The 14,490-nt window shown below is 37.6% G+C and carries 15 protein-coding genes and 1 other RNA gene; 12 read left to right on the forward strand and 4 right to left on the reverse strand.

The features are described from left to right. Position 1: 1 nt before the first annotated feature. The 4 genes from EKM69_RS01880 to EKM69_RS01895 all read left to right on the forward strand — a co-directional run bounded on the left by EKM69_RS01880 (position 2) and on the right by EKM69_RS01895 (position 2,296). On the forward strand, positions 2-988 hold the full coding sequence (locus EKM69_RS01880; protein WP_125707552.1) for an N-acetylmuramoyl-L-alanine amidase: 987 nt from the start codon (positions 2-4) through the stop codon (positions 986-988). A 97-nt stretch (positions 989-1,085) separates the two neighbouring features. Then, positions 1,086-1,631 carry a hypothetical protein gene (locus EKM69_RS01885; RefSeq protein ID WP_125707554.1) on the forward strand — a complete coding sequence of 182 codons (546 nt, stop codon included), beginning with the start codon at positions 1,086-1,088 and terminating at the stop codon, positions 1,629-1,631. Positions 1,632-1,653: 22 nt separating this feature from the next. Further along, positions 1,654-1,878 carry a hypothetical protein gene (locus EKM69_RS01890; RefSeq protein WP_057766885.1) on the forward strand — a complete coding sequence of 75 codons (225 nt, stop codon included), beginning with the start codon at positions 1,654-1,656 and terminating at the stop codon, positions 1,876-1,878. Continuing rightward, positions 1,868-2,296 carry a protein-export chaperone SecB gene (locus EKM69_RS01895; RefSeq protein WP_125707556.1) on the forward strand — a complete coding sequence of 143 codons (429 nt, stop codon included), beginning with the start codon at positions 1,868-1,870 and terminating at the stop codon, positions 2,294-2,296. The genes EKM69_RS01890 and EKM69_RS01895 overlap by 11 nt, the downstream gene beginning before the upstream one ends. A gap of 666 nt (positions 2,297-2,962) precedes the next feature. Here the strand turns inward: EKM69_RS01895 and ssrA are convergent. Together ssrA and EKM69_RS01905 are read right to left on the reverse strand one after the other, a co-directional pair. Continuing rightward, positions 2,963-3,329: a transfer-messenger RNA gene (gene ssrA / locus EKM69_RS01900) on the reverse strand. Between the two features lie 92 nt (positions 3,330-3,421). After that, on the reverse strand, positions 3,422-3,979 hold the full coding sequence (locus tag EKM69_RS01905) for a YitT family protein (protein WP_164505820.1): 558 nt from the start codon (positions 3,977-3,979) through the stop codon (positions 3,422-3,424). 267 nt (positions 3,980-4,246) lie between these two features. Here EKM69_RS01905 and EKM69_RS01910 point away from each other — a divergent pair, with 267 nt between their 5' ends. Further along, positions 4,247-4,879, forward strand: a complete 633-nt coding sequence (locus EKM69_RS01910; protein ID WP_125707560.1) for a DPBB and LysM peptidoglycan-binding domain-containing protein — start codon at positions 4,247-4,249, stop codon at positions 4,877-4,879. Between the two features lie 523 nt (positions 4,880-5,402). Here the strand turns inward: EKM69_RS01910 and EKM69_RS01915 are convergent. Both EKM69_RS01915 and EKM69_RS12575 read right to left on the reverse strand, forming a co-directional pair. After that, entirely contained in the window at positions 5,403-5,627 is a 225-nt protein-coding gene (locus EKM69_RS01915; RefSeq protein WP_125707562.1) for a hypothetical protein, read from the reverse strand. Positions 5,628-5,706: 79 nt separating this feature from the next. Beyond that, positions 5,707-5,841: a hypothetical protein gene (locus tag EKM69_RS12575; RefSeq protein WP_263853846.1), complete on the reverse strand. Its 135-nt coding sequence runs from the start codon at positions 5,839-5,841 to the stop codon at positions 5,707-5,709. A 516-nt stretch (positions 5,842-6,357) separates the two neighbouring features. On the opposite strand from EKM69_RS12575, the gene EKM69_RS01920 reads away from it, so the two are divergent. From EKM69_RS01920 to EKM69_RS01950, 7 genes are all read left to right on the forward strand, one after another. Then, complete coding sequence (locus tag EKM69_RS01920) at positions 6,358-7,170, forward strand: MetQ/NlpA family ABC transporter substrate-binding protein (RefSeq protein ID WP_125707564.1); 813 nt, start codon at positions 6,358-6,360, stop codon at positions 7,168-7,170. 515 nt (positions 7,171-7,685) lie between these two features. Next, positions 7,686-8,513, forward strand: a complete 828-nt coding sequence (locus EKM69_RS01925) for a MetQ/NlpA family ABC transporter substrate-binding protein (protein WP_125707566.1) — start codon at positions 7,686-7,688, stop codon at positions 8,511-8,513. Between the two features lie 19 nt (positions 8,514-8,532). After that, positions 8,533-9,357 (forward strand): MetQ/NlpA family ABC transporter substrate-binding protein, encoded by an 825-nt coding sequence (locus EKM69_RS01930; RefSeq protein ID WP_125707568.1) that lies wholly within the window; start codon positions 8,533-8,535, stop codon positions 9,355-9,357. A gap of 18 nt (positions 9,358-9,375) precedes the next feature. Then, positions 9,376-10,713: a M20/M25/M40 family metallo-hydrolase gene (locus EKM69_RS01935; RefSeq protein ID WP_125707570.1), complete on the forward strand. Its 1,338-nt coding sequence runs from the start codon at positions 9,376-9,378 to the stop codon at positions 10,711-10,713. Positions 10,714-10,717: 4 nt separating this feature from the next. Next, the gene (locus EKM69_RS01940) at positions 10,718-11,782 is read left to right on the forward strand and encodes a methionine ABC transporter ATP-binding protein (RefSeq protein ID WP_125707572.1); all 1,065 of its coding nucleotides are present in this window, start codon (positions 10,718-10,720) and stop codon (positions 11,780-11,782) included. Then, positions 11,783-12,472: a methionine ABC transporter permease gene (locus tag EKM69_RS01945; RefSeq protein WP_125707574.1), complete on the forward strand. Its 690-nt coding sequence runs from the start codon at positions 11,783-11,785 to the stop codon at positions 12,470-12,472. Positions 12,473-13,254: 782 nt separating this feature from the next. After that, entirely contained in the window at positions 13,255-14,082 is an 828-nt protein-coding gene (locus tag EKM69_RS01950; RefSeq protein ID WP_125707576.1) for a MetQ/NlpA family ABC transporter substrate-binding protein, read from the forward strand. Positions 14,083-14,490: the final 408 nt, after the last annotated feature.

Here is a 14,490-nt window from a genome sequence, read left to right on the forward strand (position 1 = left end):
TATGTTTAATCCTAATATCATTAATAAGACATATACACTAGGCGATTACCAAGGTGATACACGGCTAGCTTCTAACCGTTTTATTATCCTCCACGAATCTGGAAACGATAACGACAAGCGAGATTCACAAGCGTTACTGCATGAAGTACAGTATATGCACAACCATTACGGCAGCGCTTACGTCCAGTTTTTTGTTGGTTATATGGACGGCAAGGCTCAAGTGTATCAAATCGGTGAACCGGGATACGTATCATGGGGAGCATTAACGGCTAATCCATACGCACCAGTACAAATCGAGTTTGCAAGAACAGGCGACAAGCAACAATTTAGAGAAGCCTATCGGTTGTATGTGGAAGTAGCTCGCTACTACGCTAATGCTTACGGTATCCCGCTCACTCTAGACAGTGGGGGCAATGGAATCAAGACACACCAATGGGTCACTAATAATTTTGGTGGTGATCACGTTGACCCTTATCCTTATTTCGCAAGCATGGGAATCACTAAGTCACAACTAGCATATGACCTTGAAAACGGATTTGATGACGAGCCAGAACCAGAGAAGAAAGCCAATATTAATAATGTGGTGACTGTGACGGCTGACTACTTCAAAGCATTTACCACAACAAGTAGCAAAGGCGTTCCTCATATTGGGACTGATATCCTTAGTGGAACGGCATGGCAATCATCTGATATTCTAGTACGTGATAAAAAAGCGTACTTTAAAATCGGTAATGATACTTACATTCCACAATCGGTAACTGACAAGGCGGGCAAGATCGTTATCAATTATCTAGACGGTTACGGAGTTAACGCCTACAATTCTAAAGGCCAAAGCATAAAAGACAGCAACCAAGTATTTAAAGGTGGTACTTCATGGGCAACTGGTGAAGAACTATTTAAAGTACCTAATATTGGCTGGTGCTACCAAGTTTCCACAGATGAATATATCCCAGTTAAATTCCAGCAAGGTAGTGGATTCAAGGGATAGATACAACAATACCCACATCTATTAATTTAGGTGTGGTTTTTTTTGTTATAATAGCGTACAATTAGAACAGATTTTTAATAATACTTAAGGTTTGGTTATGGAAGAATACTGTATACCTGTTTACCATGTAAATGATAGAGACATCGTAGAAGAGTTTGTAAATAATAATGGCTTTTATAATTCCCATGATCACGGTGAGTGGGCTGGTTCTGGAATGTATTTTTGGGACAATATATCTAATGCATACTATTGGAAAAAGCAGCGAGAGAATAGGGGAAATGATAACTCATTTTTAATTTGTAAGGCAAAATTAATGTATAATGATGACTCAATATTAGATTTGACTGATAAAAATACTAGAATAGCTTTTAATAACGCATGGCAAATGTTAGAAAACGCGTACAAAAAATGTTACGGGAAATCAGCAATTGGGTATGTTCCTGCTAGTGCAAAAATAGATTTTATTATATCCGAAATTATGACTGATAAAGAAATAGTTAAGATCATCGCCACCTATAGGCCCAAATCTAAAAGTGGTAATACAATTTATGTTTCGAAAAACTATCCAAGTGTAGATGAAAGTGCAAGAGTTATAATTTGTGTCAGAGAAAATACTCGACTATCAAGCCGGCAACTAATATAATAAATCTGTGGAGGTGGTTCAAATGAAGAAGAGCTTAATTGAGTTAACAAAAGAGTATATAGATTCACTTGATGAGGGTATGATGGATGCTTCGTTTGATAGACTTAAACTGATTCAAAAAAAATATATTACTCCAGAGATTGAAGGGGTAAAAATAATTGAAACAGTTAAAGTTCCTGAAAAAAAATCTAACATAACTTATGATGTCAGTAATGAAATGAGTATCACATTAGAGTGTGCGGCTTAATATGTCAGATGTAAAAAAGAGTAATTCCTTATATTTCAATGAACCACATTTAGAGAACATGAAATTTGTTTCAAACGATAATTTTATTAATGATGATTATGATGGTAAAGTTAATATCGAATTGAGTAGTAATATAAATAGAATAGATGACAAATCTTCTAACGTTAAATTGACATTGTTACTAAATAAAGAAAATGAAGATTATCCCTTTTATATAGAGGTAACAATGACCGCTGATTTTCGATATGAGAAGAATTTAGAAGAATCGGTTATTGAGGAGCTATTGAAGGTCAATGCATCTTCACTATTGTTTTCATACATTAGAACTCTGGTCGTTGAAGTAACAGATCGTTCGAAGTTTTCAACATTGCATTTACCATTTATGAATTTTACACAAAGCAAGAAATCCGATGATTAGATTTTTTGAAATCTTAATCATTATTTACCCACATCTATTAATTTAGGTGTGGGTATTTTTTTGTTATATAAGTGATGAGAGTTTTATTAAACTTGAATTGAGGATAATTTCTTGATTTTTTTTGTTCATCAGTGTAACGTTTATGATCAAAAAAATTTGAAAATTGATTAACTACCTGTTAATATGTTTGTTGAAGCAAGTCGTTTATAAATGCCTCTTGCTTAATGTTGTTCAGTATATAATGTAGTTGGCGATACACTACGTTGCTAGGTAGAGGCTTAAATCTACCCCTAGTCCCAATTGGAGACTATTCCAATTCGGTATCGTAAATTATTGACCGTCTTTCATCTGAAGGGCGGTTATTTTTTTAAGGAAAGTATATGAAGTTTAATTCTCAAGATGTTCCGTTAAATCGATTAATAATTGATAGTCAAAAAGATATCAATTTTAAGGCAATGTTATTTTAATAATTGAAACAGAAAAACACGCCTATTTTAGACGTGTTTTTCATTCGCTATTTCTTCGCTGCTCCCACATTATTATTTTTTTTGAGTACCATTTGAGTGCCATGAGTATGAAATTCTACGAAATTTCGTAAAACCTCAAAAAATAAAAACGTTGTGTTATCAAGGGTTTGCACCCTTATAAAACATAATGAAATGTAAAAAGTGGAGATGAGGGGAATCGAACCCCTGTCCAGGCGTAATGCTATGTAAGCTTCTACACTCATAGTTATGCTACTTGAAAGTTTGCCATCATGAACGCCGCATAACCAGGCTAGCCATGATGACTATCCTGATCGATCTCTTTTTAACTATTCAGAAGGGATAGTCAAACGTAGCCCAATTAATTTGAGACCCAATTCTGACCCTTGGGCGAAGTCAGGTTGGATCACGCTTAGACTGTTTTTAGGCAGCTAATGCGTAAGAATTATTATTTTTTGCAGTTATAATTTAACTGATTGTTTTTACGAAACAAAAAAAACGAAGTGCGGCCCACACGCTATTACACATGTCGAATCCAGAACATCCCCGAGATATTCTATTACCGAAATAAATCGGCATATAATTATTATACATGAAAATCACTAAAATAAAAAAAATCAGCCTTATTAGCTGATTTTTTTTAAATAGTTAAAAATTTGTCTTCTATAATAGTACACAATTTTATGACGATGCTGGAAATTGCAACTGACATGACTGCCAGTCCGAAATTGAGCCAGCTAGTTACGAAGATGTTTCCGATACAAACGAGAGCATCGACGATAAAAAGGGTGATGTAGCGATCGACTCCGAAGTGACGATGGATGATGATCGGAGGAACGGTCGTGCCACCACTGGACATATTCAAGGTGTAAAGAATTGCCAAACCAACACCGAAGATGACACTACCAACGACAACTGAAGGAAAAATAGGTTTGATCACGTCAAAAACTGGGGTGACAAGTAATAAAAGTGGTAGTAGGAAACTCCCAAAAACTAATTTGACAGTCGTCATTTTTTCTAAAAAGAAAAACGAAAAAACTAACATGACGATGTTAATGGAGAAGACTGACAATGAAGTTGGAATGGAAAAGCCTTCAAATAGCAGGATGGCAATGCCGGTGGCACCACCTGCAGCAACTTTGCTAGGTTCGAAAAACAAGTTAATACTGATAGCAATTAACTCTAAAGATATGATCATCAGTAAGATTTTTGAAATATTTTTTAGCTTTTTTTTATTCATGATATTAAATATAGCACTCTTATAATAATTTCGACAAATCGTCTAAGTTCAATAATCATCAAGGATTCAGCTGATATTGATATTCTTTTATTACGAAAATATTACTAAGGTTACATAAATTTCAGAAAATGTAACCTTGAAGGAGTAGTCATGTAACATTCACCTGTTATAGTACTTCACATAGCAACGAGAGCTAAACTTTAAAAGTAAGGATGTTATTAATTTATGAAAAAAGTATTATCACTCGCATTTGTTGGTGCCATTGCACTTACTGCATTTGGTATTAAGACAAGTACATCAGAAGCCGCTACAACTATTGACAGTAGCCACGTATCTGTAGAAGCAGGTGACTCATACAAGAGCATCGCCGAAGCAAACGGAACTACCGTTTCAGCTTTGGAACAAGCTAATGGCCGTGAAGTTGGCGGATTTGACCTCATCTTCCCAGGTGAGACTATCACATTGCCTACAACAACTGCCGTACAACAAAATGTTGAAAGTACACAAACACAATCAAATACACAAGACACTGCAGCTACTCAAAGTGCTGCAACACAAAGTGCCACAACACAACCTACAACAACTACTCAATCAGCAGGTTCATTTAAGATCAGTTTCTATGATCCAGCTGTTTTAGGTTCAAACATGGGTTACTCAGGTGTGGCTGCTAATTTATCAGTTTTCCCTAAGGGAACTCAATTGAAGATTACTTTATCTGACGGTACTGTTCTTTATAGAACTGTTAACGATACAGGTACATTTGCTTATAGTAACCCTAACCAATTAGATGTTGCTATGCCTAATTCAAGTATTCCTTCATATGGTGTAACTTCAGCTTCAGTTGAAGTTGTTGGATAGAGTTTTTTCTAAGAATCCTTTTTGAGGATTCTTTTTTTTTGGTGTTTTATTGCCGGTTCTGCGGAGGGTTCCGGGAATTGCGCCGTGGAACGCTGCGGGCCAACTTTGAGCTATCCAAGGAAACCCGCCTTGGACATCTCAAAGCTTGACCTTTTCGTAAGCACGGCCCATGCCGTGCAAACGAAAATTTCGCGGCTGACGGCGAATTCCCTCCACCCTCCGCAGAACCTAAGTTGGTGATAAATTCTCGTTTTTGTGGGGGGGACGGTACTTATTTTTGTCGTACAAACTTGCTGCGATTTTGGTTGTGTACCGAAGTTTATTTCTTCTTACGATATTTGCTTATAAATCCTATCTTGTTGATTTATTTTTGTGGATATCATCGAAATATTTCTTTTTTTCCACTGTTCGATTATTGTGTTTATATTTTACTTGTCATGGATAAAAAAATCGGGAAATTCCGAGATGACCGAAAGGTCAGCAAGGAGTTTCCCGCATTTTTTCTTTTACTTGTATTTTGCTTTTAAAAATAAATTCTCTTACCGAATTTCCATAGTTCGTCCAGGAATTCATTGATCCTGTTGTAGGTTTGATTGGCCTTGGGATGATCTCTTATGTATTGCTTTTGATATGTTGCGTTGAAGTCATCTTGGTGGCCTGGCTTATAGGAATTGTTTTTGATGGAGTTGCTTTGGAAATTTTGGTACTTTTGGTTTTTCATTAGGTTGTGCCATTCTTTGAAGTTCATCAACAACACCTCTTTAATTCAATAGGGTAGCAGTTGATTTTCGATATGGCAATTTTATCGTCTTATTTGTTGATTTTACTTAGGGAGGATCCTTTGTGAAGGCTTTATTTGTGTTGCGGATCAATTTTACTTCTTTTGAAATATAAACTGGAGACAAGGTAGTGTTGATTGATTTGAAATGCTTGAGAAAAAATTGCTTGAATTTTTTGCTCATTCAGGAACCCCCTCAATTTTGTTTGACAATTTATATTACGCTTTTAATAGAACAGTTGCCTGCCGATTTTTGGGGAAATATACACAAACTTTACATTGGATCTCACATTTTTTGTCGAGAAATCTTAATTAAATGAAATTTTATTTAATAAAACTATTGACAATCAATTATCGGGTGTTTATTATTTAACTCAACTTAATAAAACTATTTTCCAAACAATTTGATCAGGGGAAGTAATTTGTTTATTGACGCACAGAAAGCCTCTTTTAGCTGAGATGAGGACGAGATGACGAATGAAAATGACCTGTGATTGGTGCGCTGAGTCGAGAGATTAAGTGGCAATGGCCGGTATCCATTATAATACACGCGTATAGATTTTTTGTACGTTGTTAAGGGGACTAGTGTAAGCTTGTCCCAAATTAGAATGGTACCGCGGGAAGCCGCTTCTATTGCAAATTTATTTTTGCGTAGGAGCGGCTTTTTTTAGTTTTAAGTTTAATATAGGGAGGATCCACCATGAAAAAAGCACGTCGAATTTTATTAGTTTTAGTAGCAGCATTTTCACTTTTTGCCTTAGTAGGCTGTGGAAATAATTCATCAGAAAAAACAGTCAAGGTGGGTATCATGAATTCCGACGACCCGATTTGGAAACCTATCAAAGCTAAACTTAAAAAACAAGGTATCAATTTGAAGTTAGTTGAATTTAATGATTTCAATCAACCTAACCAAGCATTATCCCAAGGTGAGCTTGATATTAATGCTTTCCAACACATCTACTTTTTAAATAATTGGAACAAGACTCACAATACTAACTTAGTTTCTATCGGTACGACAGTTATCGCTCCGTTGAGAGTTTACTCAACTTCGATCAAGTCGATCAATGATTTGAAAGATGGCGATAAAGTTACTTTGCCAAACGATGCTACTAATGAAGGTCGGGCTTTACAATTGTTAGAAACTGCTGGCTTGATCGAACTGAAAAAGACAGCTTTACCAACAGTTAAAGATATTACCAAGTACAATGTGAAGATCAAAGTTACACCACTTGATGCTGCACAAACAGCACATTCACTTAATGATGCTAAAGCTGCCATCGTCAACAACACGATCGCAGCCAGTGCCGATCTACCAAACGATGAAGTTATCTACAAAGAAAAGATCACTAAGAAATCCAAGCAATGGTTAAATGTCATCGCAACCGACAAGAAAAATAAAGACAATGCTACTTTCAAAAAAGTTGTGAAAGCATACCAATCTGAAGCAAACGCCAAGAACATTAAGAAACAGTATAAAGGCACTACTTTGCCAGCTTGGGATCTGAAGCTTTAATAAATATATTTTTTCCGCAAATTATTATTTAAATTTGACAATTAGATTGGCAAATTGTATTATCAATTCAACGATTAGTTAGAAAATTATTAATTTAAACAAATAGATCAGGGGAAGTAATTAGAAATCTGACATACAGAAAGTTATCATTTGCTGAGAGATAACGGACGATCCTTTTGAAAATGACCTGTGATTGGTGCGCTGAGTCCTATGGATAAAGATGCAATGGGTGGTATCCATTACAATACACGCGTATAAGAACCTTTTGTACGTTGTAGAGGAAATAAGTGTAAGCTTATTTCGAATTAGAATGGTACCGCGATTAGTCGCTTCTAGTTGAAATCAAGAGATTTCAAATTGGAAGCGGCTTTTTTGTTTGATTAAAATTTTTAACTTTGAGGAATGTTGTTCTTAAGGGAGGAATCTGATTATTAAACAATTAGCCAATTCGCCAAGAACCATTTTGACACGTTGTTTTAAAGATAATAGATAGTAATTGAATTAAGGGGAAAGTAATGAATAAGAGTTTTAAAGCATTAAAAGTTTCACTAGTTTTGTTTGTCGCAATGTTTGCAGTATTGATCTTAGCTGGATGTGGTAATCATCACGACGGTAATACGATCAGAGTCGGGATCAACGCCTCTGATTCACCTATTTGGGAAGTAGTTAAGAAGAAAGTTAAAAAGGAAGGCATTGATTTAAAGATCCAAGAATTCAACGATTATAACCAACCTAACATGGCACTTGCTCAAGGTGGTTTAGAGATGAATGCTTATCAACATACTTACTTTTTAGATACTTGGAACAAGGCGCATCATACCGATCTAGTTCCAATCGGCTATACCATCATCCAACCATTGGCCATGTATTCGCACAAGGTCAAGAAAGTCTCCCAGATCAAGAAGGGTGCTAAGATCACTATTCCAAATGATTCTTCAAACGAAGGACGTGCTTTACAGCTTTTACAATCGGCTGGTTTGATCACTTTAAAGAATAAGAAGATCCCATCAGTCAAAGACGTTACTTCGAACCCGTTACATTTGAAATTTATTACGTTGGATGCAGCCCAAACAGCTCGGACATTGGATGATGTTACAGCTGCTGTAGTTAACGGAAACGTGGCTGCTGATGCTAAGTTTGATCCTAAAAATGCCGTCTATCGTGAACAGATCACGAAGAAGTCGACACCTTGGATCAACATCATCGTAGCCGAAAAGAAAGAAAAAAATAACAAGAATTACAAGAAAGTAGTTAAAGCATTCCAATCCAAAGAAACTGCTAAAGAGATCAAGAAAATCTATGGAAACAATGCTGTAACTGCTTGGAATTTGAACTTGAAATAATCCAGGGGTGGGAATACTTATGAAGAAATTAAATAAAGTAGCTAAAATATTTTTAGTAATTTGTGCAGCAGTATCATTTTTTGTGGTCGCTGGCTGTGGAAACAATTCATCTGAAAAAACCGTTAAAGTCGGTATTTACGGATCAGATGACCGTATTTGGAAACCACTAGCTAGCAAGTTAAAGAAACAAGGAATCGACTTGAAACTAGTAGAATTCAACGACTACAACACACCAAACAAAGCTTTGACACAAGGTGAGCTTGACATCAATGCTTTCCAAAACTACCACTTCATGAACGACTGGAATAAGGCTAATAAAGGAAACGTTGTGGCTATTGGTGATACTTACATCGCTCCACAAAGAATTTATTCTGACAAGATCAAGAAGCTCAGCCAATTGAAAAATGGCGACAAGGTTTCGATCCCAAGTGATGCTACTAATGAAGACCGTGGCTTGAGAGTATTACGCCAAGCCGGATTGATCAAATTGAACAAGTCTTCAATGTACACAGTTAAGGATATTACTGAGAATAAGAAGAACTTGAAGATCACACCACTTGATGCAGCCCAAACAGCACATTCATTGACTGACGTTGCCGCAGCTGTCGTTAATAACGATGTGGCTCAAGATGCTAAGTTAAAGCCTAGTGATGCTATTTATAAGGAAGAGATCAACAAAGAATCAAAACCTTACGTCAACATCATTGCTACTACTAAAGATAAGAAGAACAATGCAACTTACAAGAAAGTCGTCAAGGCTTATCAAACAGAATACATTGCTAAGAAGATCAAAGAAGTTTATAACGGCTCAACTTATGCCGCATGGAATTATGATTTCAAATAAATTGAGGAGGTAATTTGAATGTCAAATCTGTCAGATCCGCTGATCCAGAAATCTATCGAACAATTCAAAGAATACGTTGCACTACCGTCAGTTTCCGCTAAGAAACAAGCTCAACCAGAAACGTCCGCTTTTTTAAAAAAGATTTTGACTGATTTTGGAGCAGAAGTTTCGGTTTGGAACGATTTCGATGTCCCTTGCGTTTTTGCTGAAGCAAAGCCTAAACAAGCTAGTGCCACGACGATTTTGATTTATGATCATTACGACGTTCAACCGGAAGAGCCACTCGAGCTTTGGAAGAGTGATCCTTTTGAACTTCAAGTTACCGATGATAAATTTATCGGCCGGGGAGCTTCCGACTGTAAAGGTGACTTGATCTCACGGATCACCGCTTTGAATTTGTATCGTCAAGAACACGGCGATTTACCTTGTAACGTTAAATTTCTGATCGAAGGGGCTGAAGAAGTAGCCAGTCAACACTTGGAAGACTACTTGAAGCTTTATCAAGATCAATTGGCTTGTGATTTAGTTATATGGGAATCCGGCTTCAAAAACGAACACGAGCAATTTAGTTTCAATGGTGGAACTAAGGGTGTCATGTGTTTTGAATTAGAAGCTAATTCAGCCGACATAGATTTGCATTCATCATTTGCAGCAGTCGTTGATTCAGCAACTTGGAGGTTATCTCAAGCGCTCAACACGTTGCGTGACCCTGAAGGAAAGATTTTGATCCCAGGATTTTACGATGACGTTCAGCCACCAAGTCAACGTGAACAAGAGCTCGTTGAAAAAGCCATCACTCCTGATTATCAAGAAAAGTGGGGCTTGACCGTTCCACTGCTCAAAAACAAATCAGTCAATTATAATTTGACGTTTGAACCAACTATTAATATAGAAGGAATCAGTAGTGGCTGGGAAGGGCCCGGTGTTAAAACCGTAACTCCTAAGTCAGCTACGGCTAAATTAGAATTTCGTCTCGTTCCTGATCAAGATCCACATGACCTTTTTGAAAAATTATCTAAGTACTTAGCAGATCAAGGATTTGCTGATATTAAAGTGACTTATTTAATGGGCGAAAAGGCTTATCGTTGGGATCTAGATAGTCCGATCGTTAATACTTTGATCGAGACAGCTAATGAATTTTACGGCGGAGAAGATAAGGTCGAGGCTTTACCATCAAGTCCGGGAACTGGCCCAATGTATGTTGTCAACAAGTATTCAAAAGCACCGATCATTGCTTGTGGCGTTAGTTATGCTAAAGCTGGAAATCATGCACCAAACGAACACATTCGGATCCAAGATTATTTAGATTTTATTGATTTCTTTAATAAATTTTTAGGAAAAATTGCGAAGGAGTAAGTTAATGACAGATACAAACAAAATTGTTCAATTAAAAGATATCGACGTAACTTTCGATGTTGATGGGAAGAAGATCGAAGCGGTCAAGGATATCTCATTGGATGTAAATAAAGGTGATGTTTTTGGTATCATCGGATACTCTGGTGCCGGTAAAAGTACTTTGGTCCGTGTGATCAATTTATTGCAAAGACCTACAGCCGGATCAGTAGTCGTAAACGGCCAAGACATGCTAAAACTAAGCTCTAAAGAACTTAGACAAGCTAGAAAGAACATTGGGATGATCTTCCAACATTTCAACTTGATGAATTCATTAACCGTTTACGGTAACATTGACTTTCCTTTGCGTGATTCAAAATTATCTAAAAAAGAACGAAAAGAAAAAGTTGAACACTTACTCGATTTAGTTGGTTTGACTGATCGTGCCAACAACTATCCATCACAATTATCTGGTGGTCAAAAACAACGTGTTGGTATCGCCAGAGCTTTAGCTAATGACCCAGAGATCTTGATCTCTGACGAAGCTACCAGTGCTTTGGATCCAAAGACAACTACTGAGATCTTGGATCTATTAGGAAAATTAAATGAAGAACTCGGTATTACCGTGGTCATCATTACCCACGAAATGGATGCTATCAAACAAGTATGTAATCGTGTTGCAGTTATGGAAAATGGTCAATTGATCGAAGAAGGTAGTTTGTTAACTATTTTCGGTCATCCTAAGGAAAAATTGACGAAAGACTTCGTTGATACTTCAACCCAAATCAAATCAGCCCTAGAAGAAATTGAGTCAAGTGGTATCGTCCACGACTTGTCAGGTCGCTTGATCGAACTCCAATTTACCGGTGATGTGACGAATGAACCGATCGTGGTTGGTTTATACAAGAAGTTCAATGTTTCAGCAAGTATTCTTTTCAGTAACATGGAAAGATTGCAAGGCACAACAGTCGGTATTATGCTGTTAGCCTTGAGCGGCGATGACGATAAGGTCGCTGAAGCAGTTAAATACTTAAACGATCTTAAGATCAATGTTCGCGAGATCAATCTTTCAGGAAGCGAGAGTGCAAAATAGATGTCAAACTTTATTAATACAGTTTTTCCAAACGTAGTTGCTAACTGGTCTGGCGATAACGGTTTTGTCGTTGCCATTTGGCAAACATTGTACATGACATTTGTCAGTGCCGTCTTTGCCGGCGTTATCGGTATTATTTTAGGAATTTTGTTAGTTATAACAGCTGAAGACGGGATCACACCTAACAAGGTTTTCTACCAGATCCTTGATAAGTTAGTTAACCTGTTCCGTTCAATTCCATTCATTATTTTACTTGCGGTTATCGGACCATTTACTAAGTTGATCGTTGGTCAAACGATCGGACCTGAAGGTGCTTTAGTTCCGTTAGTTGTTGGTACTGCTCCTTTCTTTGCTCGACAAGTTCAATTGGCTTTAGTCGAAGTTGACCACGGTGTGGTTGAAGCTGCTGAGGCTATGGGGTTGTCACCAATTAAGATTATTTTCCGGGTTTACTTGAAAGAAGGTTTACCTGAGTTGATCCGTTCTGGTACTTTGACTACGATCAGTTTGATCGGTTTGACTGCCATGGCTGGTGCCGTTGGTGGTGGTGGTCTTGGTAACATGGCCATTTCTGTTGGTTACCAACGGTTTGAGAATGACGTTACAATTGTTTCCATGCTTCTTATCCTGGTGCTTGTTTTTGTTATTCAGGGGATCGGCGATTTTGCTGTTCGGAAGTTGGAACATTAATAAGTTTTATAAATAGGGAAGTATTGAGTATGCCTTTGGGGATGTTTGTATTTCCCTTTTGTGTTGGGCGAAACAGCTGCTTTCCTTGTTTGGAAGGTGGCTGTTTTTACTTGAGGTGAGAGAGTTTTTGGCAGACGAGAAGCGTTTTGCTTGGCTTGGTGTTGGTGATTTTTGGTGGTTGTTGGGATAGAGGTGGTAGTTTGGTTTGGTGGTTCACTGCCGGCCCCTCTGCCTAGGTTTGGCAATCCCCCCTTTGTTTAGTGGGGAAGTAGGTGCTTCCTAGGTTTATGCGCAAGATTTGTTCTTTTTGAGCTCCTGGCTGCTTCTCGGTTCGCGGGACTAAAGCTCCGCTCATTTTGTTTCCTGGCGTACCTTTTGGTGCAATCTTTTCTTTTATTGCTTGTTGGATAAGATTAAATATTTTACTGGATCTCTTGCTTTCGCTTAGGGCTCGCGTGCTCGAATCTCGCACTCTTGCCTTGAATTTTTACTTTTATTTGATTCTTGCTTGCGTGCTCGATGCTCTCGCACTCTCGCCACTTCAAACTCTTACCTTCTTTAATTTCTGTATTTATTTTTATTTGTCCTTAGATGACTTGATTTTTTTTATTACTTGAGAGGTGGTGGATGGTTTCTTTCTTTGTATTTTTAGCCTTGTTAATTAGCTTTTTAAGCATGGTTTTAGTATTTTTCTTGATTTATTGATATTACGATTTTGCTTTTTTACAAAACTTGTACGTTGATTTTATTTTTTAAGTTTTTAAAAATAGGGGGAATTTTGGATGAAGAATTCTGTTAAGAAAATTTTCGGTTTTTTGCTTTTGTCGTTATCAATTGTTTTGCTTGTTGGCTGTGGCAATTCTTCGAAGGAGAAGGTTGTTAAGATCGGTATTACGGGATCCGATAATCGGGTCTGGGATGCTGTGGCTAAGAAGGTTGAGAAGGATGGTATTAAGATTAAGTTGGTTGAATTTTCGGATTATAGTCAACCTAATACTGCTTTGGATCAAGGGGAAGTTGATTTGAATGCTTTCCAGACGGTTTATTTCATGGATAATTGGAATAAGACGCATCATACTAAGATTGTTTCTATTGGTAGTACTGATATTGCTCCTATGGCTTTGTATTCTAAGAAGGTTAAAAAGCTTTCTTCTTTGAAGGATGGGGGTAAGATTGCTATTCCTAATGACCCTACTAATGAAGGTCGGGCGCTTAATTTGCTGGCTAGTGCTGGGTTGATTAAGTTGAAGGATGCTACTTTGCATACTGTTAAGGATATTTCTAGTAATCCACATCATTTTAAGATTTCGGAGCTTGATGCTGCTCAGACTGCTCGTTCATTGAGCGAGATGGATGCTGCGGTGGTTAATTCTGGGGTTGCTAGTGATTCTAAGCTTGATCCTAAGACTGCTATTTATACGGAGAAGGTTACTGCTGCTTCTAAGCCTTACGTTAATGTTATTTCTGCTAATGAGAAGGATAAGGATAACGCTGATTATAAGAAGATCGTTAAGGCTTATCAGTCTGATGATATTGCTAAGCTTACTAAGAAGCTTTATGGTAATTTCCAGATTCCAGCTTGGAATTATAAGATTTTGCAGGATAAATAGGTTTTTGATTGATCTCTCGATGGCTTTTTTAGCTGTTGAGGGATTTTTTTCTTGAGGTGAGAGAGCGATGTGGACAGAAGCGTTTTTCCTGGACAGGGATTTGTTTGTTGGTTGGGGATAGAGGTTGTAGTTTGTTTTGGTGGTTCACTGCCGGCTCCGGGGCCCGGGGATACAGCCACTGGAACGCTGCCGACGCAATTTTGAGCTATCCGAGAAGCCCACTCGGACATCTCAAAACTTGGTCTTTCACTAGGCAATAAAATTGCCAAGTGAAATTTGGGTGCGCTCGGCATGGGCGTTAACTAGGTGGTGAAAGTCCACTGTGAGCCGTAGTAGTCGGAATCACGAGCTGAGGACAAGGGTGTCCATCGCGAGGTGGAATCTGAAGGAAGTCTAAGGCAAAGTACT

This window comes from Companilactobacillus zhongbaensis (assembly GCF_003946515.1).
Classification (GTDB): domain Bacteria; phylum Bacillota; class Bacilli; order Lactobacillales; family Lactobacillaceae; genus Companilactobacillus; species Companilactobacillus zhongbaensis.

Bases quoted from the DNA above. Each gene is read 5' to 3' on its own strand.
- EKM69_RS01930 (WP_125707568.1), top strand. From the start codon at position 8,533: ATGAAGAAATTAAATAAAGTAGCTAAAATATTTTTAGTAATTTGTGCA.
- EKM69_RS01925 (WP_125707566.1), top strand. From the start codon at position 7,686: ATGAATAAGAGTTTTAAAGCATTAAAAGTTTCACTAGTTTTGTTTGTC.
- EKM69_RS01945 (WP_125707574.1), top strand. From the start codon at position 11,783: ATGTCAAACTTTATTAATACAGTTTTTCCAAACGTAGTTGCTAACTGG.
- EKM69_RS01915 (WP_125707562.1), bottom strand. From the start codon at position 5,627: ATGAACTTCAAAGAATGGCACAACCTAATGAAAAACCAAAAGTACCAA.
- EKM69_RS01910 (WP_125707560.1), top strand. From the start codon at position 4,247: ATGAAAAAAGTATTATCACTCGCATTTGTTGGTGCCATTGCACTTACT.
- EKM69_RS01890 (WP_057766885.1), top strand. From the start codon at position 1,654: ATGAAGAAGAGCTTAATTGAGTTAACAAAAGAGTATATAGATTCACTT.
- EKM69_RS01935 (WP_125707570.1), top strand. From the start codon at position 9,376: ATGTCAAATCTGTCAGATCCGCTGATCCAGAAATCTATCGAACAATTC.
- EKM69_RS01880 (WP_125707552.1), top strand. From the start codon at position 2: ATGTTTAATCCTAATATCATTAATAAGACATATACACTAGGCGATTAC.
- EKM69_RS12575 (WP_263853846.1), bottom strand. From the start codon at position 5,841: ATGAGCAAAAAATTCAAGCAATTTTTTCTCAAGCATTTCAAATCAATC.
- EKM69_RS01885 (WP_125707554.1), top strand. From the start codon at position 1,086: ATGGAAGAATACTGTATACCTGTTTACCATGTAAATGATAGAGACATC.
- EKM69_RS01950 (WP_125707576.1), top strand. From the start codon at position 13,255: ATGAAGAATTCTGTTAAGAAAATTTTCGGTTTTTTGCTTTTGTCGTTA.
- EKM69_RS01920 (WP_125707564.1), top strand. From the start codon at position 6,358: ATGAAAAAAGCACGTCGAATTTTATTAGTTTTAGTAGCAGCATTTTCA.
- EKM69_RS01940 (WP_125707572.1), top strand. From the start codon at position 10,718: ATGACAGATACAAACAAAATTGTTCAATTAAAAGATATCGACGTAACT.
- EKM69_RS01905 (WP_164505820.1), bottom strand. From the start codon at position 3,979: ATGATCATATCTTTAGAGTTAATTGCTATCAGTATTAACTTGTTTTTC.